Origin of the sequence: Rhodanobacter sp. A1T4 (assembly GCF_014207185.1) — a bacterium.
Lineage (GTDB): Bacteria > Pseudomonadota > Gammaproteobacteria > Xanthomonadales > Rhodanobacteraceae > Rhodanobacter.
Genome location: NZ_JACHCP010000010.1, coordinates 55,322 through 81,599 on the forward strand (window position 1 = coordinate 55,322; position 26,278 = coordinate 81,599).

The window sequence follows — 26,278 nt, forward strand, 5'->3', positions numbered from 1 at the left end:
AATCGACTCCCTTGGTGGCGTAAATCCGGTTGAAAGCCGGTGCCGTTAAAGCCTTTGATGTCGGCCCCTGCTGGCGGTGATGCATGCTGTTTATGAGCAGGCGACGTGCCAACCGTGCGCGCTTAAAGGCGTCCCAAGTGAAAGCTCAATCCAATCAGTGAGATAAAGAATTTTTGCCGCGGACTAGCTGCAGCACGAAGCCGCAAAGTGTCCCTATTTCGCCACAGTGCGAGATACAGAATCGGCGCAGTTGCATGGCCGCTTCCGGTCTATTGCTCCGCTTGGAGCACCCGTAATCCCGGCGGCTTGCAACGAAGCGATTAAACCAATGCCGCTCTTGGCGGCAGCGACCAGTCGATCGGATCGGCTGCACGTTCTTCCAAGTAATGATTGGCCGCCGAGAAATGTCCGCAGCCGATGAAGCCACGATGGGCTGACAGCGGTGACGGATGCACCGACTTCAGCACGCAGTGCCGTCGAGTATCAATCAGCTGTCCTTTGCGCTGGGCGTACGAACCCCACAGCAGAAAGACTACGCCCTCGCGCTCGCGATTCAGTGCGTCGATGGCCTTGTCGGTGAAATCTTCCCAACCCTTCCCCTGATGTGCATTGGCATGACTATCTTCCACCGTCAGCACGCTGTTGAGCAGCAGCACGCCCTGATCTGCCCATGACGTCAGGCAACCATGATCGGGCCGCGCGATACCGAGATCGCGCTGGATTTCCTTGAAGATATTTTCGAGCGACGGCGGCACACGCACGCCGGGTCGCACCGAGAAGCACAAGCCGTGCGCCTGGCCCGGGCCGTGATAAGGATCCTGGCCCAGAATCACCACCCGCACCTTGTCGAAGGGCGTGTGCTCGAAAGCGGCGAAAATCTCCGGGCCGGGCGGATAGATCTTTTTGCCAGCCTGTTTTTCTGTGCGCAGAAAGGCCGCCAGCGACTGCATCGGCGGACTCAGCAACATCTCGCCGAGACGCATCTTCCACGACGGCTCCAATCTGACATGTTCCAGCTTGACCGGCTCCGCGCTCAAAGTGCCCCGCTCGCGCGACTGCGCAAGTGCTGGGCAACGCGCAGCTGAAACAGCAACTTGGTTATCAGCAGTTTTTCCTCGACCGGTTTTTCGACCAGGTCGTTGGCGCCGGCCTTGATCAGCGCGGCCTGATTGGCCGGGTTTTCATCGCCAGTCATCACCAGCACGGGCAGCCGGCCCTTGCCATAACCGAATTCGTTGCGGATGCGCTCGAGCAGATCGCCGCCGGTCAGCTCACCCTTCAGACTGACGTCGGTAAGCACCACATCGGCGCCAGTCCAGCCGAGTGCGCGATCGGTTTCCAGCATCGCCAGCGCATCTTCCACGCTGACCACGTGGCGCACGGTGAGGCCGATCTTCTCCAGCATGCGGCGAGTCGCCAACGCCACCACGCGACTGTCCTCGACGTAGAGCACGGTGCCTTCGGCGTGCATCTGCGGGCTGACGTAGCCGCGGATGAATTCGGCCAGCGCCTGCAAACCCAACGCCTTGTCGAAGTAATCGGTGACGTCTTCGCCCAATGAACGCCGGTGCAGACGATCGTCAACGTCGCCGGAAACCACCACGATCGGCACATAGGTCTGCGATGCGGTTTCGCGCACCGCACGTGCCAGCTCCAACCCGTCCATGTCCGGCAGGCGCAGCGCGATAGTGATGAAATCGAACGCACCGTTTTCCAGCAGCTGCAGTGCATCGGCACCGCTGCCGCTGCCGATCACCTCGACATCGGGCAATTCGGCCAGCAGTACGCGCGTCAGCAGTTGCCGCACCACGCGCGAGCCATCGACCACGAGCACGCGCGGTGCTGTCGTGATGAGACGATTGCTGATGGTCGCACTCATTGCGTTATTCAACTTGCCTTACTCGCCACTTCGTCGTTCAACCCTACTATCTCTGCATGTCCGCTAATAGCGCGCAATCATGCCCGGCCTAAACCACGGTTTGTTTGGAGATGGTGTACCGAATGCCGTGCGATGACCTGCGACGCGCGCCACCCTGCCAAACGCATGCGTTTCAAGCTGCCTTGCGTAATTGCCACGCGCTGACCAGCCGCGCACCAAACCAGCCCAACACGGCCGTTGCCAGCGGCACCGCGAGCAGCAGCCACAGCGGCAAACCGCCGACCTGCAGCTTGCCATCATAAGCCTGGCTCAGCTGTGCCACGGGATCGGCCAGGGCGAATTCGATCGCTATCGCCAGCAGGGCTGCGAGGATACCGCTGAACAGGCCATACCAGATACCCGCATAAAGATAGGGGCGGCGCACGAATGCGCCGCTGGCGCCAATCAGCAGCAGCACGCCGATTTCCTCGTGACGGCTGGCGATATCCACCCGTACCGTGTTGCCTACCACCAACAGCGCTGCCAGGATCAACAGCGACGCCAAAACCAGCACCGCACGATTGCCCACGGCGAGCAATGCATCGAGCCGTTGTCGCCAGGTGCCGCTGTCCTGCACCATGTCGACGCTATGCATCGTACGGATATCAGCGACCAGCTGGCCGATCGCCGCGGCACCCAACTCCTCGTGCGGTTGCAGCTGTAACACGTAAGGCAATGGGTTGCTGTCCAGCGTTTTCAGCGCGCCAGTGAAGCCCTGCATCTTGGCCAGTTCATCCATGCCTTGCTGCGGGGTTTTCACGATGACGTTGGCAACTTCGGGGCGTTCGCCGAGCTGTCTAGCCAGCAACTGCGCCTGCTGCGCATTCTGATCGGGCTGCATGAACACACTGATCGCCTGACTCTGGCCCAGCGTCTCGCCGAGCCTCTGCACATTGCCGAGCAGCAGATAGAACGCCAGCGGCAGCGCCAGCGCCAAACCCATCACGGCGATGGTCAAGAGGCTGCCAAGCGGTCGCGACGCGAGCCGGCGCAAACTGGCTGCAGCGCTCCAGCCATGATGCTCCTGCCAACTGGCAAATCGGCGTCCCTGGCTTTTTTCCGTGCGCGGGGATGTTTCGCGCATGGGTCCCTGCGGGTCGGAGTTGAAGCTGTTTTCCGGCGACATGGTCACAGCACCTCCTGTGCGGCCAGATCGGCCACCAAGCGGCCGTGGTCGAGCACGATCACGCGTTTCTTCATGCGTTTGATCAGCGGCAGATCATGGCTGGCAATCAGTACCGTCGTGCCGACCTGCTGGAACTCACCGAACAGACCCATGATTTCGAGCGCCAGCTGTGGGTCGAGATTGCCGGTCGGCTCATCGGCAATCAGCAGCGTCGGTCGCGCGACGATGGCGCGGGCGATGCCGACGCGCTGGCGCTCACCCGCAGACAAAGTGGCCGGCAGCTGGCGCTCATAGGCAAGCAAGCCGACTTTCTCCAGCGCGGCACGCACGCGGCGATTACGCTCGGGACGGGCGATGCCACCAATGGTCAGCGGCAGCTCGACGTTGGCGAACACCGTGCGCTCCATCAGCAGACGGTGATCCTGGAACACCATGCCGATACGCCGGCGCAACTTGGGAATGCCGCCGCCGCGGACCTTCGCGAGGTTCTGGCCATCCAGCATGATCACTCCATGCGAAGGACGTTCGATCAGCCCCAGCAGATTGAGCAGGGTGCTCTTGCCCGCACCGGAGTGGCCCGTGACAAAAGCCATTTCGCCGGCGGGCACTTCAAAGGAAAGCTGCGACAGCGCCTCGTGGCCGCCCTCGTAGCGTTTGCTGACTTGATCAAAATGGATCACCGAGTGTCCCCGAACCTGCAAGTCGTGTTATCGACGGCAAGGATAAGGGAAGCGGGCATCCAATAGCTGGCTCGGATATACCGCAGTCGCCGCGGCTTCAGCCGCGGCAACGCCGAGCCGGTCCACGCTCCGAGACTCAGCGGCCGGTAAACAACCGGGTCAGCCGACTGAACAGACCGGGCTTTTTCGGGCTTGCCATATCGCTGCTCGACTTGCCCGAAGTCACCGCGACCTGACGCGACGGACGGTTGCTGCTGGCAGAACCTTCCGTGCCGTTGCGCTCGCGTGGTGGGCGACGTTCACCGCGCGGTGCGCGGTTGCCTTCCTTCGCGACGGCGGGCGCCTGGCCGTTGCTTTGGCCATTCGTCTCGACAGTCTCCGCACCACCCTCCCGGCGACGGTTACGGCCGCCACGGCGACGACGCGGCTTGCGGGTCTCGCTGCCGGCAGCCGCCGGATTGGCCGATGCTGTTGAGGCCGGCACGACCACGCCTTCAGTGGCGTGGACGGCAACTTCAATCGGCGCCACAGCAACTTCAGGCTTGCGTTCGCGTGGCGGACGCGACGACGAAGAGGACGAGCGCGAACCGCCGCCGCTGCGGCCACCATCACGACTACCGCCGCCAGATGACCGCGAACGACGCGGCGCCTCGCCCGGACGCGGTGGCACCACGTCGCCGAACTCGGCGCTGTCGGCCGCGGCATTGGCGGCGAACTCCGCATCCATCGCCTTGGGCTTGGGCATGATCAGCAGGTCGGCATCCATGCTGGCGACCGGGATGCTCTGGCCGATATAGGTTTCGATATCCGGCAGCGACATCGCGTAGAGGTCGCAGGCGAAGCTGATCGCATCGCCCTCGGCACCCAGGCGCGCGGTGCGACCGATACGGTGCACGTAATCTTCGGCATCGTGCGGCAGGTCGTAGTTGAAAACGTGGCTGACGGCGGGGATGTGCAGGCCGCGCGCGGCGACGTCGGTGGCCACCAGGATATCCAGCTGACCGTCCTGGAAACGCTGCAGCAGTTTCTGCCGCTTCAGCTGCGGCACGTCGCCGGAGATCGCGCCGGCGCGGTAACCCTGCCGCTTCACGCGGTCGGTGATGCGTTCGGCGGCGGCCTTGGTGTTGACGAAAATGATGCTGCGCTCGGCGGCGGTACGCTCGAGCAGGTTCAGCAGCAGCGGCATCTTTTCTTCCTTGGCCGGGAAGTAGACCAGCTGACGCACCTTGTCGGCGGTGACGTTGTCGCTTTCCACCACCAGCTTTTCGGCGTTGTGCATGTGCTCGTAGGCCAGCTCCAGCACGCGATGACTGAGCGTGGCGGAAAACAGCAGCACCTGACGCTGCTCGCGCGCCGGCAGACGGCGGAAGATGAAGCGCACGTCGGCAATGAAGCCCAGATCGAACATGCGGTCGGCTTCGTCGATCACCATCACTTCGACGCCGTTGAGGCCGAACACGCTTTGCTTGTGATAATCCAGCAGGCGGCCGGGTGTGGCGATGATGATGTCGCAGCCATCCTTCAGCTGCTGGCGCTGCTTGTCGTAATCGACGCCGCCGTAGATCAGCGCGGTGCGCAGGCCGGTATGGCGGCCGATCGCCTTGGCGTCCTTGTCGATCTGGATGGCCAGCTCGCGGGTCGGCGCGATCACCAGCGCGCGCGGGTCGCTGTCCTTGCGCTCGGCCACGGCCGGGGTGGTCAACAGGCGATTCATCAGCGCGACCAGGAAGGCACAGGTCTTGCCGGTGCCGGTCTGCGCCTGGCCAGCGACGTCGCGCCCGGACAGGGCCAGCGGCAGGGTCATTTCCTGGATCGGCGTGCAGCGGGTGAAGCCGCTGTCATCGAGACCCTGCTGCAGCAGCGGATGAAGATCGAAGTTGGTGAAAAAAGTATCGGTGAGTACGGTCTGTGACATAAGAGGAATAAGGGCCTTGGCCGTAACGGCAGCTTGCCGTTTTGGCGACGTGATGCGCTGCACCCGCTTCAATCGCCGGATATCGGCGGATGGCGGTGCAGGACGGGTGCGCGAGGCGCAGCGAAGCGGTGGTTCACTGTCGGATAGTCGGCAAGGTCGCGCCGCGGCTGGCGACGCCGGGTTTGACGGCGGTCCGACGGACGGCTTGCAAGGCCGCCCTTGAATCGTGCCCGGAGTTGCGCTGGAATGAAGCCCTGCCCGTTCGGCGATGCTTCTGTTTCAGCCCCAACTCTAGCTTCATGGGCACGTGAGTGTAGCTGATGAAAGCCTGCAGCCGTCACTCCTTGCATTTATCCGCCCGCCACCCCATTTAATTCCTCTTGCGATTTTTCGCGCCCCAGCCTCGGAGATTCCCGTGAGCGACCTGATTACCCATGTAACTGACGACGCCTTCGAACAGCAGGTGCTCAAATCCGATACGCCCGTATTGCTCGATTTCTGGGCGGAATGGTGCGGCCCATGCAAGGCCATCGCGCCGATGCTGGACGAGCTGGCCAAGCAGTACGAAGGCAAGCTGCGGGTAGTCAAGGTCAATATCGACCAGAACCAGCAGACCCCGCGAACCTATGGCGTGCGCGGCATCCCGACCCTGATGGTGTTCAAGAACGGCAAGGTCGAAGCCACCCAGATCGGTGCCGTCAGCAAGGGGCAGCTGACCCAGATGATCGACAAGGCGATCTGATCTAGCCGCTGCAAATCTGCTTTACCGCGCCTGTCTGACTGGGTCAGGCAGGCGCATGAGGCTTTACGCCGGCACCTGACGGGTGCTAGATTCAGTCAGTCCGTCGGGACAGTCCTGTCCCCGAGCGCCTTCTGCGCGACGCACAAACACCCCTCCTGTAGTTCAACGGCGCCCCGCGAGGATAGCCCGTGTCTGATAACGAAAATAAAAACTCCAACGACGCCAAAAGCGCCGATACCAAGCCTGCAGCCGAAGGCAAGCCCGAGCCACGGCAGCGCGCACCGCGCCGCACGGCGGCCGAAATGGCCGCGGCCAACGCCAAGAAAGCCGCCGCCGCCGCTGAAAAATCAGCTGCACCGCACGCTGCACCAGCCCCACAACCGGCGGCAGAACGTTCCGCGCCACCTGCGGCAACCTCCGCTCCGGCAAGCACGGCGCCTGCGACAGCGTCTTACAACCAGGCTCCACCGCCTCGCGTATCGCATGAACCACGCGAGCCTTCGAGCGCCCAAAACGGCAACGGCCACGATTCCGCCCAGCCGGGGAATACAGCGCAGGCTCCAAGCCAGAACGCCACTCCTCGGGACGGCAATCAGGCGCAGCCGTACAACGCCAACCAGGGTTCGTCGAATCAGGGTTCGCCACAGCAGCCCTCTTCGAATCAGCCGTCGTCCAGCCAGCCTTCGTCGAACCCGCCACCATCGAACCAAGGCCAGCCGAATGGCGGTCAGGGGCAAAACCCGAATACGGGCTCGAACGGAGGCCAGAATTCGGGGCACAACCCGAACCAGGGCAATAATCCGAACAACCCCAACAACCCGCGCGATCGCGACACCCGCGGCCGCCGTCGCCGCAACGAGCGCAATCCGCAGCAGGGTTCGCAGCGTCCACAGGGCAACCATCCGCGGCCGAACCCGAACGGGCTGCCAGTGGATGACGACAACGCCGATCCGGGCAGCAATGACCGCGTCATCAACCTCACCGAGCTGAAGCGCAAGAACGCGATCCAGCTGCTGGAATTCGCCGAGTCGCTGGGCGTCTACGAAGGTGTGGCCCGCGCCCGCAAGCAGGACGTGATCTTCAACGTGCTCAAGGCGCATGCCCGCTCCGGCGGCGGCATCTGGGCCGAAGGCGTGCTGGAAATCCTGCAGGACGGCTTCGGCTTCCTGCGCTCGGCCGATGAGTCCTACCTGGCCGGCCCGGACGACATCTACGTGTCGCCGAGCCAGATCCGCCGCTTCAACCTGCGTACCGGCGACTACATCACCGGCCGCGTGCGCCATCCGAAGGAAGGCGAGCGCTACTTCGCCATGCTGCGCGTCGACGACATCAACGGCGATCCGCCGGAAGCGTCGAAGAACAAGATGTTGTTCGAGAACCTGACGCCGCTGTTTCCGCGCAAGGCGTTCAAGCTCGAGCGCGGCAACGGCTCCAGCGAAGACATCACCGGCCGCGTGCTCGATCTGATCGCGCCGATCGGCAAGGGCCAGCGCGGCCTGATCGTGTCGCAGCCGAAGTCCGGTAAAACGATGATGCTGCAGAACATCGCGCAGGCCATCCAGTACAACCATCCCGAAGCGCATCTGATCATGTTGTTGATCGACGAGCGTCCGGAAGAAGTCACCGAGATCGCCCGTACGGTGCGCGCCGAAGTCATCAGCTCGACCTTCGACGAACCGGCCGTGCGCCACGTACAGGTCGCCGAGATGGTGATCGAGCGGGCCAAGCGCCTGGTCGAGCACAAGAAGGACGTGATCATCCTGCTCGACTCGATCACCCGCCTGGCGCGCGCCTACAACACCGTGATCCCCAGCTCCGGCAAGGTGCTCACCGGTGGTGTCGACGCCAACGCGCTGCAGCGCCCGAAGCGGTTCTTCGGCGCCGCCCGTAACGTCGAGGAAGGCGGCAGCCTCACCATCATCGCCACCGCGCTGACCGAAACCGGCAGCAAGATGGACGAGGTGATCTACGAGGAGTTCAAGGGCACCGGCAACATGGAAGTGCACCTGAGCCGCCGCATTTCCGAGAAGCGCGTCTACCCGGCCATCGACATCAACCGCTCCGGCACCCGCCGCGAGGACCTGCTGATCGATCCGGACCTGCTCGCGAAGATCTGGATCCTGCGCAAGCTGCTGCACCCCATGGACGAACTCAGCGCCATCGAGTTCATGCTCGACAAGATGAAGAACACCAAGTCCAACGACGAGTTCTTCAATTCGATGAAGCGCTGACCGGCTTCATGCGTCATCAAGAAAGGCCGGCACATGCCGGCCTTTCTGTTTGTACGCACTTGCGGAACCACCCTGCTTCGGCTGGAATCGACAAGCGCTTCAGGGAGGAAAGATCTAATGCTTTCGCGTATCGCATTCCTTGCATTGGGGTTGTCGCTTGCCAGGCAAGCCATCGCCGATGATAGTCATCCCTTCCAGCCACCACTGGTTTGCCAAAATCAAACCGTCCTGATGCGCAAACTTGCACCGCAAGGCGCCTTCGACGTACCACCCGCGGTCAACACGCTGATGGTGAATGTGATCGACGGCAAGCTGCCGCAGGTGCGTCAACAGCTGAGCGCAATGCCAGCGGCTGATGCTGTGCGCTGGCGGCAATCAGCCCTCATCATCGCGGCCTATGCCAACAATCCCACGATCGTGGGTGCCCTGCTAGACGACGGCGCTGCAGTGGATGGCAGCGGATGGATGCCCAACCTCAAACAAAGCTTCCACGATCAAGCTATCGACGATATCAAGAAGGATCCGAATTGGCAGACGAATCCGAAACCCATCACGGATTTTGAGGAAGCGGCCGTGCTGTGGTTCCCAGTCAAAGCCGGCTCCGACGGCACAGCGCTGATTATCGCGGCCAGATGCAATGACGTGGCGACGCTCGATGTGCTGCTACAACACCATGCCGATGTTGGCGCGAATCCGTTCGCAAACGGAATGAACGCGCTGGAAGTGGCTGTATCTCTGGGGAATACAGCCAGCGTGCAGCGACTGCTCGATCACGGCGCCGATGCCTGTTCGGAGGACCGCCTGATCCACCGGCGCCAGCTGGAGCAAAAAATGAACCACTCTTCCACAATCGCTGACAGGGGACGCCGAGGAAAGCTTTCCGACAATGTGATTGCCCGATTGACTTGCACGGCATTCGACTCAGTCCACTGAAAAGCCATTGATGACTTCCGCTAAGCAGGCTGATTAGCGCGTTGCAGATCAAACGGCGGCGCCATCTGTACCGTCCCGTGCAATTATTTGTCCGCGCCCCCTTTTCGTTGTCATGCGACACCCCCATAGTTCCCCGCACATCCAGTGAGGCTTTGCCCGTGTCCATACCCAGTGCCGTCAAGAGCACCCCGATCCGGGACCGCCAGCAACTGACCGATTACCTTGCCGCCGGCGAAAAGCCGCGTGAGGCATGGCGCATCGGCACGGAGCACGAGAAGTTCGGCTTCCGCACCGACGACCTGCGCGCACCGACCTTCGAGGGCGAGCGCGGCATCAAGCATCTGCTGGAAACCATCGCCACCCGCTACGGCTGGGATGTAACGCGTGAGGGTGAGAACCCGGTCGCTCTTTCAAGGGATGCGGCCTCGATCACGCTGGAGCCAGCCGGCCAGCTGGAGCTGTCCGGCGCGCCGCTGGAAACCATCCACCAGACCTGCACCGAGGTGAACACGCATCTCGAAGAAGTGCGTTCGATTGCCGATGGCATGGGTCTGGGCTTTCTCGGCATGGGCTTTCAGCCGAAGTGGAAGCGCGACGAAATGCCGTGGATGCCCAAGGGCCGCTACAAGATCATGCGCGAATACATGCCCAAGGTCGGTTCGCTCGGCCTCGACATGATGACGCGCACCTGCACCGTGCAGGTGAATCTGGATTTCTCCAGCCAGGCGGACATGATCAAGAAGTTCCGCGTGAGCCTTGCATTGCAGCCGATCGCCACCGCGCTGTTTGCCGATTCGCCGTTTACGGAAGGACGTCCAAACGGCTATCTTTCGTATCGCTCGCACATCTGGACCGATACCGACAAGGATCGGACCGGCATGCTCGATTTCGTCTTCGACGACAGCTTCGGCTACGAGCGCTACGTCGACTACATCCTCGACGTGCCGATGTATTTCAGCTTTCAGGATGGCAAGTACATCGACCTGGCCGGGCAGGATTTCAAAAAATTCATGGCGGGTGAACTGACACAGCTGCCCGGCACCAAGGCCAGCATGAAGGACTTCGCCGACCACCTCACCACCGCGTTCCCCGAAGTGCGCCTCAAGCAGTACCTGGAAATGCGCGGCGCCGACGGCGGCCCATGGAACCGGCTGTGCGCCCTGCCCGCGCTGTGGGTCGGGCTGCTGTATGACGATGAGGCGCTGGATGCCGCGTGGGATCTGGTCAAGGACTTCACTCGGGAAGAACGCCATGCGTTACGCGATGGCGTGCCCAAGCACGGACTGAAACTACCGTTCCGCAACGGCACCGTGCGCGACCTGTCCGAAGAAGCCCTGAAGATCGCCAGTCACGGCCTCAAGCGCCGTGCCAAGCTCAATCAGCACGGTGCCGACGAAAGCATCTTCCTCGAACCGATGATCGAAATCGTGCAGTCCAACCAGACCCCCGCCGAACGCAAGCTGGAGCTCTTCCACGGTCCGTGGAACGGCAGCGTCGATCCGGTGTTCCGCGAATTTGCTTACTGAGCCAAAGCAGCGGCACAAATCAACGTAGGTTGGGCTGAGCGAAGCGATGCCCAACAGTACGCCGGGGTTGACTACGCGCCGACCCAAGTACGACGGCGATTGGAAATCGCTGTTGTCAAAAACCTAAACACCAACGTCGTCATTATCTGCACGCGTCAATGCATCCGCACTTGTTGATGCCCTCAAGGAACAAATATGCCCAAGGTTGAAGAGGTCCAGCGCTACGCCTTTGCTGATGTTCAAACGCTGGTTTTCGCCGGCGGCGGCAACCGCTGCTGGTGGCAAGCGGGCGCGCTGCGCCATTTGATGGAGCGTGGCATGCGTATGCCGACACAGTTGATCGGAACCAGTGCCGGTGCTGCCGTCGCCGCCTCATTCCTGACCGGCTCTTCCGATGCCGCACTGGCCACCTGTCTGCGACTTTACGCAGAGAATGCGCGAATCTTCAGCTGGTCCGGATTGTCATCGCTCAAGCTGAAGTTCGCTCACCAGCATGTCTACCCTGCATGGCTGGAGGCTTTCATCAACACAGCAACATTCGATGCCCTACGCGACTCATCGTCGCGACTGACCGTAGCCCTGACCCGCCCTGCGAAATTACTGGGCATGGGTGGATCGATCGCCGCGGGTACGCTGGCCTACCTCGTCGACAAATATTTGTGGAACAGCATTCATCCACGCCTGCCGAAGATGTTTGGGCTTCGCCAGGACTTCGTCGTGTTGAACGAGTGCGCAGGCGTTGAAGAAGCCCAGAGCCTGCTGATTGCCGCGGCATCCGCGCCACCCATCATGTCATCGCGCACCATCGGAAAAAGTCGTGCCATCGATGGCGGTTACACCGATAACGCACCGATTCCACAGCAATCCGTGGATGAAAAGTCGAAAACGCTGGTGCTGCTTACCCGTCACTATCCACAACTTCCCAGGTTATTTCTCTTCGCTGGGCGAACCTACTGGCAACCCAGCCAACGGGTACCCGTTTCCACTTGGGACTGCACCGCAAAGACAACGGTTCGCGAAGCATGCGATCTCGGCTTGCAGGACGCCGTTTACGCGCTGAGCACCGGACTCATCTGCTAGAAAGGTAGGCTGGGTTTCCAACCTAAGCGCTGCAGCAATGATCTAAAAGGAATGTGCACCTTCCCATCCATGCGCGGAAGGACTCCGCATCAGTCCGATCAGGAAGGCAGCGACTCCACCAGCGACCACGCCACAGACTCGCCAGCGCGCATGGGCTTGCAGGTGGATCCAGCCAGGGGATATTCGTCCGGCACGATCCACGACTTGCGTTCGAGCGCGATGCAATCCTGGTTGCGCGGTAAACGGTAGAAGTCCGGGCCATGGAAGCTGGCAAAGGCTTCGAGCCGATCCAGCTGCCCGGCCTGCTCGAACGCTTCGGCATAGAGCTCCAGGGCTGCATGGGCCGTATAGAGTCCAGCGCACCCGCAGTCCGACTCTTTCGCTTCACGCGGATGCGGCGCGCTGTCGGTGCCGAGAAAAAAATGCGTGTCACCGCTGGTCGCCGCCTGCAGCAGGGCTGCGCGATGCGTCTCCCGCTTGAGGATCGGCGCGCAGTAGTTGTGTGGGCGGATGCCGCCTTCGAACAGTGCGTTCCGATTCAGCAGCAGATGATGCGCGGTGATCGTGGCCGCCACATTCGCCGGGGCCCCTCGGACGAAATCGACCGCGTCGCGGGTCGTGATGTGTTCGAGCACCATGCGCAGCGCCGGAAACCTGGCCTGCAGCGGCAGCAGATGGCGCTCGATAAAAACCCGTTCGCGATCGAAGATGTCGATGTCTGGATCGGTGACCTCGCCATGCAGCAGCAAAGGCAGCTCGTGCCGCTCCATCGCTTCGAGCACGGGATACACGCGCGACAGCTCGCGCACACCGGACTGCGAATTGGTGGTGGCACCCGCCGGGTAATACTTGACCGCAAAGACGCTATCGCTGTCCTTGGCCCGGCTGATCTCTTCTACCGGCGTACTCTCAGTGAGGTACAGCGTCATCAGCGGCTCGAAGGGCATGCCCGCAGGCAGGCTTGCCAAAATCCGTCGACGATAGTCGTCGGCCAGAGCGACCGTCGTCACCGGCGGCTTCAGGTTGGGCATCACGATGGCGCGCGCAAACCGCTGTGCGGTATGGCCGATGACCGAGGCCAGCGCATCGCCATCACGAAGATGCAGATGCCAGTCATCGGGGCGGGTGATTTCAAGACGCGTGGGTGTCATGGGTTGGAGGCTCGATTTTGCAATGCGCGATATGGATGACTGCGTGAAATGCTATGCGAGGGTGAACCATGGACATGGTTCCACGCGATGCATATGAATGATGCATATGAATAATGCGACATGGTATCGCGTCAGAACGATCGGGGCGTCAACGCAGAGCAGAGCTTTCACCCTCCTGCGGAGGGCGGGTTACTTCTCGTTTGCTTGTCCAAACGAGAAGTAACCAAGAGGAAAGGACACCCCGCTTACGCGCCTTGCGGGCATCCATGCCCGCAAGGTCCGCGGCCGGGTTGCGGGGTTTGCCGACAGGGCATCCTGCCCTGACGGCAAACTGGCCGGTATCCATACCGGCCACCCTTCGGGCTTTTCCTCCACCCGGCCGCCGCTTCAGAGGGGCCCGGGTAGAGCAGCGCGCTTCAAGCGCGCACTTTTCAGAAGAGCCAGATCAACATCAAAGCAACGGCAGATCGATGCTTTGATGTTGCCTTTGCCTTTGGCTTTCCACCGAGTGTGGGCCACGATGGCCCGCTGCTCTACCCGGGGTCCCCTGTGCGGCGGTGAGCTGGAGTCGATAGGCCCGCAGGGGAATCGACAGGACGTCGATTCCTTTTCGTCAGGGCAGGAGCCCTGTCGAAAAGCCCGGCTCCAGCTCACGAACTTGCCGCCCAAGGATGGGCGGCAAGCGCCAAGCGGGGTGGCCTTTCTCTTTGGTTAGCTTTCTCTTTGGCCACGCAAAGAGAAAGTAACTCGGGCGCCAAAGGCGCGCGAAAGCTATTGCCTCTGAGACACGCGGCGGCTTCCTACAGGAACTGAACCGGACCCCAAATATCCCTAGGGTTTTGAAATTGTGTAGCTTCCTGGGACGCCGACTTGAACTACTACCGCAAGCGCCGAGTGGGAAGCCAAGCAATCGCTGATCTGTTGCGCGTAGCTCTCAAGGAAGTCGAGCGTGCAGTCGTCAAAATGCATCAGGATGTAAGTGAGACCAATGCCGCCGCGAGCGTCCATTTGCTTGGCCGCCATGTCCATCGCCTCACTCAATTTCTTGATACACGTCGGACCCAGTGTTCCGTAGAGACTTGTGCTACTGAAAATTTGCTTCGAAGAACGTCGCGCAATCTCGTTCTCCGAAATATTAATCGTCTTCACTTCACAAAAGCGTCGGTTACCAGCATTGTCTCTATAGGAAATGTCGGGACAGGGCAAACCATCTTCCGCAAGAATCGCAACATCTTGGCAACCGCTCGACACAAGATACCTATATGCGAAGGCGTCATTCAGCTGATTGAAGAAGCCTTGTTTCATCTGTCCTTTTCGATGGTCTAGAAAATGATTAACGGCCTTCACCATCAAAATTTTCCACGATTCATCATCAATTATTTCGAAGGTGTCTTCATACTCCGCATACTGCTTCGCCACACCTGGCGTCGATACTAAGCGATGATCCAACTGATCGAAAAATTGATCGTTCGGGTAGCGTAACCGAACCGCCTTAGCCAGCTCCAAAAAGCGATTCATAAGGCTCCCCAAATAACCTCTCCTACTCTCCCCGAATCCACCTAGCGACATCCATCGCAAAGTACGTAAGAATCGCATCCGCCCCCGCCCGCTTCATCGCGGTAAGCGACTCCAGCACGACGGCTTTTTCATCGAGCCAGCCGTTTTGCGCGGCGGCTTTCAGCATCGCGTATTCGCCGCTGACCTGGTAAACAAACGTCGGCACGCCGAAGCTGTCTTTTACGCGGCGCACGATGTCGAGATACGGCAAGCCGGGCTTGACCATCACCGCGTCGGCACCTTCCTGGATATCCAGTTCGACTTCGCGCAAGGCCTCGTCGCTGTTGGCAATGTCCATCTGGTAAGTGTGCTTGTTGCCCTTGCCTAAATTGGCCGATGAGCCGACGGCGTCGCGGAACGGGCCGTAGAAGGCCGAGGCGTATTTCGCGGAGTAGGCAAGGATGCGCGTGTGGATATGGCCGGCCTCTTCCAGCGCATCGCGGATGGCACCGATGCGGCCGTCCATCATGTCCGATGGCGCGACGAAATCCATGCCGGCTTCGGCCTGCGCCAGTGACATCTTGATCAGTGCTTCGACGGTGGCCTCGTTCACCACGTAACCGCTTTCGTCGATCAGGCCGTCCTGCCCGTGCGAGGTGTACGGATCGAGCGCCACATCGCCGATCAGACCGAGCTCGGGATATTTCGCCTTCAGCGCGCGGGTGGCGCGCTGCATCAGGCCATCCGGGTTCCACGCTTCGGCGGCGTCTTCAGTTTTCGGCGCGTCGGTGATGGGGAACAGCGCCAGCGCGGGAATGCCGAGCCGCACGCACTCGCCAGCCAGCTCCAGCAGCAGGTCGATCGACAATCGCTCGACGCCCGGCATCGACGGCACGGCCACGCGGCGATTTTCGCCCTCGATCACGAAGGCGACCATGATCAGGTCACTGGTATGCAAGGTGTGTTCGCGCATCAGCGCACGGGAGAACGCGTCGTGACGCATGCGGCGCATGCGGATGGCGGGAAAGCTCATCGCAGATCCTGACTTTTGAATACGAGAGTCATTTTATGCCAGATCGTCGCGTGAGGCCTCCGCGACCGCTGGCCGCATGGCAAGCCGCTGCACACGCGCCGTGCACAGACCTCACCCCGCGCTGAACGTCGGATCACGAACGTGTCGTGCATCTCGCCGCATGAGCGCAGTCTTGCGCATGCTCGACGCGTCCATCCATTGACCAGTAGTGCTACGAGGTAAGTCCATGAATGCTTCCACCCGCACCAGCCTGCCAGCCAGCGTCCGCTACATCGGGCCGCACGATTCGAACGCCACTGTCGACGTCACGCTGGTGTTCCGGCATCGCAACGCGCCGCCGACGGTAGCGTGGCCACAGGCCACGATGGCGCGTAAGGACTATGCCGAGCATCACGGCGCCGATCCGGCGGATGTCGAGCGGGTGCGCGCTTTCAGTCGAAAACACGGCATGCGCGAACTGGATTGCCACATGGACCGCCGGACGCTGCACCTGAGCGGTTCGGTACAGAGCATGAAGGATGCCTTTGGCGTGGAGTTGGGGCAGTACGCGATGGGCGCCGGCGGTGCCCACTTCATCGGCTGTGCGCAGGAACCCAAGCTGCCGGACCCCGCGATCATCGCGGTACTCGGCCTGGACAAGCGTCCGGTCGCTACCGCGCATTTTCGCAAACCGCTCACCCAGCCCATCAACAGCTTCACCCCGTTGCAGCTGGGCGAGCTGTACCAGTTTCCCGCGGGTACGGATGGCACGGGACAGACCATCGCGATTATCGAGCTGGGCGGCGGCTACCAACAGGCGGACCTCGATACGTATTTCGCCGGACTGGGCATCAAGGGGCCAACGGTGACCAGTGTGTCGGTCGACGGTGGCAGCAATACGCCGGGTGGCGATGCCGATGGCGAAGTCATGCTGGATATCGAAATCGCTGGCGCATTGGCGCCTGGCGCGAAGCTGGTCGTGTACTTCACCACCAACACCGATCAGGGTTTTTACAACGCCATTGCGCAGGCCGCGCATGACACCACCAACAAACCCACGGTGATGTCGATCAGCTGGGGCGGCCCGGAGGACAGCTGGGCGCCGCAAGGTCGCGATGCACTGGAGTCGGCACTGCAGGACGCCGTTGCGCTCGGCATTACCGTCACCGTGGCCGCTGGCGACGCCGGCTTCACCGATGGTGAGAGCGACGGCAAGCCTCATGTGGACTTCCCTTCATCCAGTCCCAGCGTACTGGCCTGCGGTGGCACCAAACTCACCGCAAGCAGCAGCACGATCAGCAGTGAAGTCGTGTGGAACGAGACAGCGACCGGCAACGGCGCGACCGGTGGTGGGGTCAGCGCGGTGTATGCCCTGCCCGCATGGCAGGCGTCGGCCAAGGTGCCTGTGGGCGCAGCCAGCTTCAAGGGACGCGGCGTACCGGATGTCTCGGGCGATGCCGATCCGCTGACCGGCTACCAGGTACGTGTGGACGGCAAGGATGACGTCTATGGCGGTACCAGCGCCGTCGCACCGCTGTGGGCTGCGCTGGTGGCACGGATCAACCAGTCGCTCGGCAGAACGCTGGGCGACGGCCATGCCGTGCTGTATCAGATCGGCAGCGCCGCTTTCCGCGATATCACGGAGGGCAATAATGGCGACTTCCAGGCGGGCGTCGGCTGGGACGCCTGCACCGGGCTAGGCAGCCCGAACGGCGAGGCCCTGCTGGCGGCCCTGCGCAGCGCCGCGGGTGGCACCGCATCGACGCCACCGCACCACGGCAAGCACAAGGCGACGAGCGCCGCGGGTGGGCATAAATAGGAGACTCTGCAGGGCGGCGTAACCGTTAAACGCCACCTCGCACACGGCGCGAATTACCGCAATGCTGGACGATGGCGAGCATTCCCGGCAGGCTTGGCGTTTCCCGCTGTACCGAACGGAGTTCTGATGCGTGTTTCTGCCCCGACCCTGCTCGCCGACCTTGGCGGCACCAATGTGCGATTTGCGCTATCCGACCCGAACGCGGTTACGCCGCTGCAGATGGATTCAGTACGGCGTTACCACGTCAACCACTTCGCTTCGCTGGCCGACGCGATTCGGCAATATTTCACCGACACCGGACTGCAGGCCAAACGCGCGCTGATCGCCGCAGCAGGTCGAATCAGCGACGGCGAGACGGTGCAGATCACCAATAATCCGTGGGCCATCTCAGCGCCAAAACTGCAGGCCGAGCTGGCGATGGAGTCGGTGCATCTGGTCAACGATTTTGCCGCACAAAGCATGGCAGTGATGCTGCTGCAACCGAAGGACCTCGTGCCGGTGGGCGCACTACCGCTGCCCAAACCGGGCACGCAAGACGAGCAGACGTTCGTGATCGTTGGCCCCGGCACCGGACTTGGCGTCGGCGGACTGCTGATTCGCCAGGGCAAGTGCAGCGTATTGCAGACCGAAGGCGGCCACGCCGGTTTTGCCGCGCACAGCCCCGAGGACATCGAGATTCTCAAGCGCCTGAACCAGCGCTATGGCCGCGTCTCCAATGAACGGCTGATCTGCGGCAACGGCCTGGTCAATCTTTACGACGTACTGTGCGAAATCGCCGGCAAGATACCCGAGCCGCTGAAGCCCGAAGACATCAGCGCACGCGCCAACGACAACAGCGATCCGCTGTGCGTGCAGGTGGTGGAAACGTTTGCCGGCATCTTCGGCAGCGTCGCCGGCGATCTGGTGCTGACGCTAGGTGCTTGGGACGGCGTATACCTCACCGGCGGCCTGGTGCCGATCCTGCTGCCGTGGATGGAGCGTGGTCGCTTCCGTGAGCGCTTCGAGGCCAAGGGCCGTTTCCGCGACACGATGGAACAGGTGCCGACACAGGCGATCATGAATCCCGAGCCGGGCCTGGTCGGCGCGGCGGCATTGGCCATCGTGGAGTCGGGCGGCTCGCTGCTGAATCGTCACGATTAGGATTTCTCCGTGCTCGCGGCGCGTAGCCGTCGCGATCCTCGGCACGCTCGTCACATCCGGCCTGACATAATCAACGAGTGATTTTCAGCGTCGCCGGAGTAGCCATGCCGCTCGATAAAACCGCCTTCCTGTTCGATCTCGACGGTACCCTCGTCGATAGCGTCTATCAGCATGTGCTGGCGTGGAAGGAGTCGCTGGATGCCGAAGGCGTGCCGATTTCGGTGTGGCGCATACACCGCCGCATCGGCATGAGCGGCGGCCTGTTTCTCAACATGCTGCTGCGCGAGACCGGCATCGCCATGAGCGAAGAGACGCTGTTACGCCTGCGTCACAACCACGCCGCCGCCTACGGACGTCTCGCCGCCGCTGATGCGGTGCGGCCGCTGCCTGGTGCACGCGAACTGCTGGATTTTCTTACGGCAAATAAATTTCCTTGGGCAATTGCCACCAGCGGACGCATGGAAACCGCACGCCACAATCTGACCGCGCTCGGCGTCGATCCATCGAAGATTCCGGTGGTCACGCGCGATCAGGTGCGTCACGCGAAACCCGACCCCGACTTGTTCATCGCCGCGGCCGATCGGCTGGGCGTGGACATCCGCAACGCGCTGGTGATCGGCGACAGTGTCTGGGACATGCTCGCGGCGCAGCGTGCCCGCGCACTGGGCGTCGGCCTGCTCTCCGGCGGCTACGGCGTCGCCGAACTGCAACAGGCCGGCGCGTTCCGCGTCTACGAAGACCCCGCCGACATGCTGCGCAATATCGACGAGATCGCTTCGCGGGATTGATTCCGTTTGATCAATTGATCAAACGGCTGCGCTCAGAAAATCAGCAGCTAACCCGGTGCCAGCAGCGCATCCAGATCGCCCTGATCGAAGCTGAGTTTCTCGCGGCTGCCGCCACCTTCCAGCACCGCGGCGGCGAGTTCAGCTTTGCGCGCCTTCAGTTCCTCGATGCGCTCTTCCACCGTGCCCGAAGTGATCAGGCGGAACACGAAGACCGGTTTGTCCTGGCCGATGCGATGCGCGCGGTCACTGGCCTGCGCTTCGGCCGCCGGGTTCCACCACGGGTCGTAGTGGATCACGGTATCGGCGGCAGTGAGGTTGAGGCCAACGCCACCGGCCTTCAGCGACAGCAGGAACAACGGCACCTCGCCGTTCTGGAAACGCTGCACCGGCTCGGCACGATCGCGCGTTTCGCCGGTAAGGGTGACGTAGCGAATGCGTCGGCGATCGAGCTCAGCCGCGATCAGTTTCAGCATGCCGGTGAACTGCGAGAACAGCAGCACCTTGCGGCCTTCGTCGAGCAGCGCTGGCAGCATCTCCATCAGCATCTCGAACTTGGCCGACTCGTGCACGCCACGCGCCACCTCGAGTTTCACCAGGCGCGGATCGCAGCAGACCTGACGCAGCTTGAGCAGCGCATCCAGCACCACGATGCCCGAGTGCGCGATGCCGCGCTGGGCGATGACCTCGCGCAGCTCTTCGGCCAGCGACAGCCGCAGGCCTTCGTAGAGATCCCGCTGGCGGCCTTCCAGCACCACCCGGCGGGTGATCTCGGTTTTCGGCGGCAGCTCCTGGGCCACCTGCGCCTTGGTGCGGCGAAGAATGAAAGGCGCGAGTCGCAGGTTCAGCCGCTGCTGGCATTCCTCGTCGTGCTGCTTTTCGATCGGCACGCGGTAGAAACGGCGGAACGCGCTCTCGTCACCGAGCAGGCCGGGCACGGCCAGATCGACCTGCGACCACAACTCGCCGAGATGATTCTCCAACGGTGTGCCGGTGAGGCAAACATAGCGGGACGTGCGCAGACTGAGCAGCGCACGGCGCGCCTGTGTGCGCGGATTTTTTACCTGCTGCGCCTCGTCCAGCACAATCAGTGCGAATGGCTGTTTGCGCAGGGGAATCACATCGCGCGGCAGCAGCGCATAGCTGGTCAACACAATGTCCTGCGAGCCGAGCTGGGCGAATTCCTCGGCACGCTGGGGCCCGTGCAGTGTCAGCACTTTCAACATCGGTGCGAAACGGGCGATCTCCGATTGCCAGTTCGGGATCAGGCTCGTCGGCACCACGATCAGCGCTGGCTGACTCAATGCACCGCCCTGCTTCAGCGACAGCAGATGCGTGATCAACTGCAGCGTCTTGCCCAGCCCCATGTCGTCAGCCAGCACACCGCCGACGCCGGCCTCAGCCAGCGCGTTCAACCAGCGCAGACCTTCGCGCTGATACGGCCGCAGCTCGACCGAGAGGCCATCGGGGACCACGTCGCTGGCACGGTCGGCGGCGTGACGCAGGCGCGCAGCGAACCCGCGCAGCGACTCGGAGGCCTCCAGTGCACTGCCGCCGGGCATGGCTTCGACAAGCTCTTCCAGCCGCCCCGCCTGCACACGCGGCAAGTGGAGTTTCTTGCGCGGCTTTTCGAGGTATTCGGCGAGCGGTGCCAGCAGGCCGCGCAACTCCTTCAGGCGCACCGGAACGCGCCGGCGTGCGTCGACCGGCGCGTACCACACTGCATCGTCCGGCTCGTTAGGCGCAGGGCGCAAGCTCAGCTGGTTTTCGGTCAACGCCTGCGCCACGGCAGGCAACAGGTTGTGCCGCTGGCCATCCAGCTCGATGCCGATTTCCAGATCGAAGGCGTGATCGTCGGTGTCTTCCACCGCGTGGCCATACCAGCGCACCGGACCTTCCAGCACCTCGAACGGAAAACTCGGCGCGTATTCGACCTGGAAGTTTTCCTGCTCGAGCTTGGGTCGCAAAGCCAGCCAACGTGCCGGCGTGTTGACCTCCAGCGCGCCAGCGTAACCGGTGCCGGGGAACAGCCATGCGTCGTCGGGCAAGGTATCGGCCACGTCCCACGGCAGGCCTTCGGTGTCCACGCCGGGGGTGAGTCCGGCATGTTCAAGCTGCTCCATCGCGGACAGTTCGTCGGCGCGTCGGCGGGTGATCTCGACCAGCTGACCGTTACGCACGCGCCGCACCAGCGGCTCGCCGCCGCGACCAGGCAGCCGCTCGCCAGCGTAGTCGAACGCCAGTCGCGCATAACCCAACGGCGGCGTGCCAGCGGCCAGCCGCGCGTGGCGTGTCAGTGCATGCAGGGTCAGCACCGGCTTGGGTGCCAGCTGCGAGCGGCGCAGTTCGCCAAACACCTGCGGCAGCGGCACGCGCGTAGCCAGCCGGCTGTTCGGTAGACGACTGCGCAAGTGCTTGCCGTGTTCATGCTTGAGCGGCGGCAGTTCCAGCCAATGGGTTTCTTCCGCGGCCGCATCGAGCAGGCCCAGCGTGGCGCGCTCGGCATCCAGATACCACAGGCTGTCGATGCGCAGCAGGCGCTGGCTATTCGACAATTGCGGCAGCAATCGCTGGCTGCCGTCGGCCTCCATCAGCCAGTGCCAGTTGAGCGGATGCGACTTGCCGCGCGACAGACGCAGCCCGGCCAGACCGCCGAGGAAACAGGGCGCCGTGTCGAGTACTTCGGCTAGCAGCGTATCGCCAACGTGGCCGCTGAGCCGCGCATAGCTGCGACTCTTGCGCAGGCTCTGCGGCAAGCCGAGCACGGTAGTGGCAAGCCGCTGCTCGTGCGGCTGCAGCGGCAATTGCGAAAGATGCTTGCTGTCCAACGGCACCGGCCGCGCATAGCGGCCGTGCTCGACCTGCGAGAGAAGTACCGGCGCTACGTCGATGCGCGCATAGATGGCCCCCTCCTCGGGCATCACCTCCAGAAAAAAACCGAGTACACCGTGATCCTCGGTCGCTGCCGACTTCGGCGCGGCCAATAGCCGCCGCCATGCCAGCGGCAGCGTTTCCTCATCGCCAACAGCAAGTGCGGCGGCCTGCTCTTTCTCGTCCGGTTGCTGCATGCGCATGCGGTCCGCGGCGATAACCAAAACACTGAGCTTAGCAGCGCCGGGACACTTGCAACCGTCGTCTTGTAGAGGTCTTCGTAAACTGACGTTGCAAAGCGTCAGTCCGGCTACTCAGTCTGTGCCGAACAAGCCTCGCGGGTATTCCGGCTTCTGTTCGCGCGCCATCAGCGACCGAAGCCCGTTGACCGGCGTGACTTCACCGTGCAATACGGCACGCACACCGGCACTGATCGGCAGATCCAGGCCATGCTTATCGGCCAGCCGGGCGACTTCGTCGGCGGTCAACACACTTTCCACCACCTGACCGATCTGCCGCACCGCTTCATCGATGGCAATGCCACGTCCCAGCGCCAGACCGAGCCGGCGGTTGCGCGAGAGATCACCTGTGCAGGTGAGCACAAGATCGCCGAGACCTGACAGCCCGATCAGCGTTTCCGGCCGCGCACCCAGTGCAACCCCGAGGCGCAGCATCTCATTCATGCCGCGGGTGATCAGCCCGGCACGTGCGTTCAAGCCCAACTCCATGCCGTCGGCAATACCGGTGGCAACAGCCAGCACGTTTTTCATCGCACCACCCAACTCGGCGCCCAGCAGGTCGCCGCCGGAATACGCACGCAGGTTGGGCGCATGCAGCAGATTGGCCACGGTTTGAGCGAATGCCGCGTTTTCCGAATGTACGGTGACGGCGCTGGGCAATCCTGCCGCCACTTCGCGCGCGAACGAGGGGCCCGTAACCACGGCCGCTGGCCGGCCCGGCAACTGTTGCGCTACGAGTTCATGCAGGAATCGCCCGGTACCCGGTTCAAAGCCCTTGGTCGCCCAGGCAATCGCTGTCTTGGGGTCGAGCAGCGGTGCCAGCTCGACCAGCATCGATGCAAATGCATGGCTGGGCACCACGATCAGCACAATGCTGGCGCCGCGCACAGCGGTCGCCAGATCGCTTTCGTAATGAAGCTGCGCGGGTAGTTCGATATCCGGCAGATAGCGCTGGTTGCATCGGCTTTCAGCCATTGCCGCCAGCGCCTGCGGATCGCGCCCCCATAGCGTTGTCGGCACACCGTTGCGTGCCGTCAGCGCGGCGAGCGCCGTACCCCAGGAACCGGCACCCAGCACCGCCAGAGTCGAACGTTCAACCATGTCGAGCACTCAGCTGTTGAGTGTGGCCGGAACCTCGTCACCGCCCATCATGCGACGCTGTTGTTCGGCGAACAACGCATCGAAATTGATCGGTTGCAGCAGGAACGGCGGGAAACCTCCCTCCAGCACCAGCGAGGAGATCGTCTGGCGGGCATACGGAAACAGCAGGTTCGGGCAGTAGCTGCCGATGATGCCCGCCTGGTCCATCTCGTTGAAGCCGGCAATGCCGAACAAGCCAGCCTGCTCCACTTCGGCCAGATACGCCGTGCGCTGGCCCACGGTGCAGGTCAGCGTGAGGCTGAGCACCACTTCGTACTGGTCGTTACCCATATCGGTGACTTTCTGACCGAGGTTGAGCTGCACCTGTGGCTGGTCGTTTTCATTGACGTCCTGAAAGATCTGCGGTGCGTTCGGCACTTCGAAGGAAACATCCTTCACATAGATCTTCTGCACCACCAGCTGCGGCTGGTCGGCCTGGCCATTGGCCTGGCCGTTGGTGATAATTGCTGCCATCGGAATTCCCTCGGTTCGGTATGGTGTCGCTTGACTAGGTAAGGCTTGATTGAATCAGGCCTGATTCAATCAAGATTTGATCAAAAAAGAGGTCGATTGTTCCATACATCCCTTCGCCGCGCACGCTGGAATACCGGCTGCAAAGCTCCGCACATTGCGCACACCCCTGTTTTTCTGCAAGAATACGCGGCTAGCCTATGTCGACCCGGAACATCGGGGAGTCCGCCACGCGGTGCGGACCTCACGATCATTGCGTTGGAAACACTCTCCAGCATCGCGTGGCGCTCAGCGCCGCTGGGCCGATATCGCCCTGGCTAACGGGTGGTAAACCAGTGGTTTTATCGAACCTTGGCAACACGCCTCGGCTTTGAAACCCAATCTTAGGAGGTCGTCATGGCCCGTGTATGTCAAGTCACCGGTAAAGGTGTGCAGACCGGCAACAATGTCTCGCATGCGAACAACCGTACCCGCCGTCGCTGGTTGCCCAACCTGCACGAACGCCGCTTCTGGGTTGCCAGCGAGAATCGCTGGATCAAGCTGCGCGTTTCCAACAATGCCCTGCGCACCATCGACAAGAACGGCATCGAAGCCGTGATTGCCGACATGCGCGCCCGCGGCGACAAGGTCTGAGGATTGAGCCATGGCTAACAAGACACAAGACAAGATCCGCATGATCTCTTCGGCCGGCACCGGCCACTTCTACACCACGCAGAAGAACAAGAAGAACACACCGGAAAAGTTCGAGTTCAAGAAATACGATCCCGTTGTGCGCAAGCACGTGATCTACAAGGAAGGCAAGATCAAGTAATTGATCGCGCGCAAGCGCTAGCCTCCCGGTAGCAGCGACTCAAACTCGCGACAGAAAACCCGCCCTCGTGGCGGGTTTTCTTTTTTGAGTGCTTGCTGGCGCATGACCCGTGCTTGCATCATGGTGCAATGACCTAGCCATCCGCCCTGTTCCCCGATCTGCTGGGTGATGATTGGCCACAACTGGCTCCGCCCCTGCAACGCATGCATGGCGACACCGGCCACGTGCTGGCGCGAGGAGTCGCCGATGTGGAAGGTTCGACGCACTTGGTCGCACGCTGCCTGCGCCGAAAGCTCGGCCTGCCCGAACCGGGCCTGCAGCAGCCACTCGAAGTGAACATCGAGCGCCACGCCGGCCGCGAGATCTGGACCCGCCGATTTGCCTCCGGCCAGATGCGTACGGTACTCGACCGAGTAGCGAATACCGCACTGTTCGGCGAACGATTCGGCGTGTTGACGCTCTATTTCGCGCTGCAGCGCCAGGGTGACGTAATCGCCTGGCAGCCGCGCAGCGCAAGCATCTTCGGCGTACCGCTGCCGCGCGTATTTTTCGGCGGCGTGCTGGCTTACTGCGGCGTGCAGGATGGCCGCTATGTATTTCATGTCGACACCCGCCTGCCCCTGGTCGGTCGGTTGGTGGCGTATCGCGGCTGGTTGGAGATTGTTGATGGTCGCTGAGGGTTCGCCGGTCATCGTGTTCGACGGCGTCTGCCTGCTGTGCAGCCGCTGGGTGAACTTCGTGCTGCGCCACGATCACGCCGGGCGTTACCGGCTCGCTGCGATGCAGGGTGAATACGGCCGTGCCCTGCTACAGGCGCATGGACTTTCGGCAGACGATCCATCGTCATTTCTGCTGGTGCAGGATGGACTCGGCCACACCGACACTGACGCGATCATTCGGGTGCTCACGGGATTTGGCCGCGGCTGGCGCTTCGTCGCGTGGCTGCTGCGAGCCGTACCGCGTCTTCTGCGCGACCCCGCGTATCGATGGATTGCGCGTCATCGATACCGGCTATTTGGCAGGCGTTCGCAGTGCCGCCTGCCGGATCCCATCTACGCGGGACGCTTCCTCGACTAACTCAGGGCCAGCGCATCCAGTCCGCAGCCATCAGCACAACTCGCAAAGTCATGTTTCCCCCATCGAAAAGACCGTGTCAGCACCGATGATTTCCTATTTCCTGCCGTCAGGCTT

The 26,278-nt window shown here is 62.2% G+C and carries 24 protein-coding genes; 13 read left to right on the plus strand and 11 right to left on the minus strand.

Going from position 1 to position 26,278, the window contains the following annotated elements; genetic code table 11:
- Nucleotides 1–320: 320 nt before the first annotated feature.
- From ung to HDE80_RS18630, 5 genes are all read right to left on the minus strand, one after another.
- A complete protein-coding gene (ung, locus tag HDE80_RS18610; RefSeq protein WP_184673375.1) occupies nt 321–1,037 on the minus strand; it encodes a uracil-DNA glycosylase in 717 nt (238 codons plus the stop codon).
- Complete coding sequence (locus HDE80_RS18615) at nt 1,034–1,879, minus strand: response regulator (RefSeq protein ID WP_184600364.1); 846 nt, start codon at nt 1,877–1,879, stop codon at nt 1,034–1,036. The genes ung and HDE80_RS18615 overlap by 4 nt, the downstream gene beginning before the upstream one ends.
- Before the next feature lie 172 nt (nt 1,880–2,051).
- Nucleotides 2,052–3,002 carry a permease-like cell division protein FtsX gene (ftsX, locus tag HDE80_RS18620; protein WP_184601074.1) on the minus strand — a complete coding sequence of 317 codons (951 nt, stop codon included), beginning with the start codon at nt 3,000–3,002 and terminating at the stop codon, nt 2,052–2,054.
- Between the two features lie 44 nt (nt 3,003–3,046).
- Complete coding sequence (gene ftsE / locus HDE80_RS18625; protein ID WP_184600363.1) at nt 3,047–3,724, minus strand: cell division ATP-binding protein FtsE; 678 nt, start codon at nt 3,722–3,724, stop codon at nt 3,047–3,049.
- A 136-nt stretch (nt 3,725–3,860) separates the two neighbouring features.
- Nucleotides 3,861–5,639, minus strand: coding sequence for a DEAD/DEAH box helicase (locus HDE80_RS18630; protein WP_184673377.1), 1,779 nt, complete (start codon nt 5,637–5,639; stop codon nt 3,861–3,863).
- 16 nt (nt 5,640–5,655) lie between these two features.
- Between HDE80_RS18630 and HDE80_RS18635 the strand changes: the two genes are divergently transcribed.
- The 6 genes from HDE80_RS18635 to HDE80_RS18660 all read left to right on the plus strand — a co-directional run bounded on the left by HDE80_RS18635 (nt 5,656) and on the right by HDE80_RS18660 (nt 12,151).
- Nucleotides 5,656–5,862 (plus strand): hypothetical protein, encoded by a 207-nt coding sequence (locus tag HDE80_RS18635; RefSeq protein ID WP_184600361.1) that lies wholly within the window; start codon nt 5,656–5,658, stop codon nt 5,860–5,862.
- A gap of 192 nt (nt 5,863–6,054) precedes the next feature.
- Nucleotides 6,055–6,381 (plus strand): thioredoxin TrxA, encoded by a 327-nt coding sequence (gene trxA, locus HDE80_RS18640; protein ID WP_179478156.1) that lies wholly within the window; start codon nt 6,055–6,057, stop codon nt 6,379–6,381.
- Between the two features lie 302 nt (nt 6,382–6,683).
- The gene (gene rho / locus HDE80_RS18645) at nt 6,684–8,612 is read left to right on the plus strand and encodes a transcription termination factor Rho (protein ID WP_221437724.1); all 1,929 of its coding nucleotides are present in this window, start codon (nt 6,684–6,686) and stop codon (nt 8,610–8,612) included.
- Nucleotides 8,613–8,900: 288 nt separating this feature from the next.
- Complete coding sequence (locus HDE80_RS18650) at nt 8,901–9,545, plus strand: ankyrin repeat domain-containing protein (protein WP_184673381.1); 645 nt, start codon at nt 8,901–8,903, stop codon at nt 9,543–9,545.
- A gap of 158 nt (nt 9,546–9,703) precedes the next feature.
- Complete coding sequence (locus HDE80_RS18655; RefSeq protein ID WP_184673383.1) at nt 9,704–11,071, plus strand: glutamate--cysteine ligase; 1,368 nt, start codon at nt 9,704–9,706, stop codon at nt 11,069–11,071.
- A 195-nt stretch (nt 11,072–11,266) separates the two neighbouring features.
- The gene (locus HDE80_RS18660; RefSeq protein WP_184673385.1) at nt 11,267–12,151 is read left to right on the plus strand and encodes a patatin-like phospholipase family protein; all 885 of its coding nucleotides are present in this window, start codon (nt 11,267–11,269) and stop codon (nt 12,149–12,151) included.
- 98 nt (nt 12,152–12,249) lie between these two features.
- Here HDE80_RS18660 and pyrC read toward each other — a convergent pair whose 3' ends face one another.
- The 3 genes from pyrC to hemB all read right to left on the minus strand — a co-directional run bounded on the left by pyrC (nt 12,250) and on the right by hemB (nt 15,832).
- Nucleotides 12,250–13,302: a dihydroorotase gene (gene pyrC, locus HDE80_RS18665; protein WP_184673387.1), complete on the minus strand. Its 1,053-nt coding sequence runs from the start codon at nt 13,300–13,302 to the stop codon at nt 12,250–12,252.
- An 831-nt stretch (nt 13,303–14,133) separates the two neighbouring features.
- The gene (locus tag HDE80_RS18670; RefSeq protein ID WP_184673389.1) at nt 14,134–14,820 is read right to left on the minus strand and encodes a hypothetical protein; all 687 of its coding nucleotides are present in this window, start codon (nt 14,818–14,820) and stop codon (nt 14,134–14,136) included.
- Between the two features lie 22 nt (nt 14,821–14,842).
- Entirely contained in the window at nt 14,843–15,832 is a 990-nt protein-coding gene (hemB, locus tag HDE80_RS18675) for a porphobilinogen synthase (RefSeq protein WP_184673391.1), read from the minus strand.
- Nucleotides 15,833–16,058: 226 nt separating this feature from the next.
- On the opposite strand from hemB, the gene HDE80_RS18680 reads away from it, so the two are divergent.
- The 3 genes from HDE80_RS18680 (at nt 16,059) to HDE80_RS18690 (ending at nt 19,558) form a co-directional block, all read left to right on the plus strand.
- Nucleotides 16,059–17,630: a S53 family peptidase gene (locus HDE80_RS18680; protein WP_184673393.1), complete on the plus strand. Its 1,572-nt coding sequence runs from the start codon at nt 16,059–16,061 to the stop codon at nt 17,628–17,630.
- A gap of 126 nt (nt 17,631–17,756) precedes the next feature.
- Nucleotides 17,757–18,770, plus strand: coding sequence for a glucokinase (glk, locus tag HDE80_RS18685; RefSeq protein WP_184600353.1), 1,014 nt, complete (start codon nt 17,757–17,759; stop codon nt 18,768–18,770).
- Nucleotides 18,771–18,874: 104 nt separating this feature from the next.
- A complete protein-coding gene (locus tag HDE80_RS18690; protein ID WP_184673395.1) occupies nt 18,875–19,558 on the plus strand; it encodes an HAD family hydrolase in 684 nt (227 codons plus the stop codon).
- A gap of 47 nt (nt 19,559–19,605) precedes the next feature.
- On the opposite strand, the gene HDE80_RS18695 is transcribed toward HDE80_RS18690, so the two are convergent.
- The 3 genes from HDE80_RS18695 to secB all read right to left on the minus strand — a co-directional run bounded on the left by HDE80_RS18695 (nt 19,606) and on the right by secB (nt 24,279).
- Nucleotides 19,606–22,623, minus strand: a complete 3,018-nt coding sequence (locus HDE80_RS18695; RefSeq protein WP_184673397.1) for a DEAD/DEAH box helicase — start codon at nt 22,621–22,623, stop codon at nt 19,606–19,608.
- A gap of 117 nt (nt 22,624–22,740) precedes the next feature.
- Nucleotides 22,741–23,766, minus strand: a complete 1,026-nt coding sequence (locus tag HDE80_RS18700; RefSeq protein WP_184673398.1) for an NAD(P)H-dependent glycerol-3-phosphate dehydrogenase — start codon at nt 23,764–23,766, stop codon at nt 22,741–22,743.
- A 9-nt stretch (nt 23,767–23,775) separates the two neighbouring features.
- Nucleotides 23,776–24,279, minus strand: a complete 504-nt coding sequence (gene secB, locus HDE80_RS18705; RefSeq protein WP_184600349.1) for a protein-export chaperone SecB — start codon at nt 24,277–24,279, stop codon at nt 23,776–23,778.
- 393 nt (nt 24,280–24,672) lie between these two features.
- Between secB and rpmB the strand changes: the two genes are divergently transcribed.
- From rpmB to HDE80_RS18725, 4 genes are all read left to right on the plus strand, one after another.
- Nucleotides 24,673–24,909 carry a 50S ribosomal protein L28 gene (rpmB, locus tag HDE80_RS18710; RefSeq protein ID WP_184600348.1) on the plus strand — a complete coding sequence of 79 codons (237 nt, stop codon included), beginning with the start codon at nt 24,673–24,675 and terminating at the stop codon, nt 24,907–24,909.
- A 10-nt stretch (nt 24,910–24,919) separates the two neighbouring features.
- Nucleotides 24,920–25,087, plus strand: coding sequence for a 50S ribosomal protein L33 (gene rpmG, locus HDE80_RS18715; protein ID WP_072759007.1), 168 nt, complete (start codon nt 24,920–24,922; stop codon nt 25,085–25,087).
- A 182-nt stretch (nt 25,088–25,269) separates the two neighbouring features.
- Entirely contained in the window at nt 25,270–25,764 is a 495-nt protein-coding gene (locus HDE80_RS18720; RefSeq protein WP_255483975.1) for a DUF4166 domain-containing protein, read from the plus strand.
- On the plus strand, nt 25,754–26,164 hold the full coding sequence (locus HDE80_RS18725; protein ID WP_184673400.1) for a thiol-disulfide oxidoreductase DCC family protein: 411 nt from the start codon (nt 25,754–25,756) through the stop codon (nt 26,162–26,164). Before HDE80_RS18720 ends, HDE80_RS18725 begins: the two co-directional genes overlap by 11 nt.
- Nucleotides 26,165–26,278: the final 114 nt, after the last annotated feature.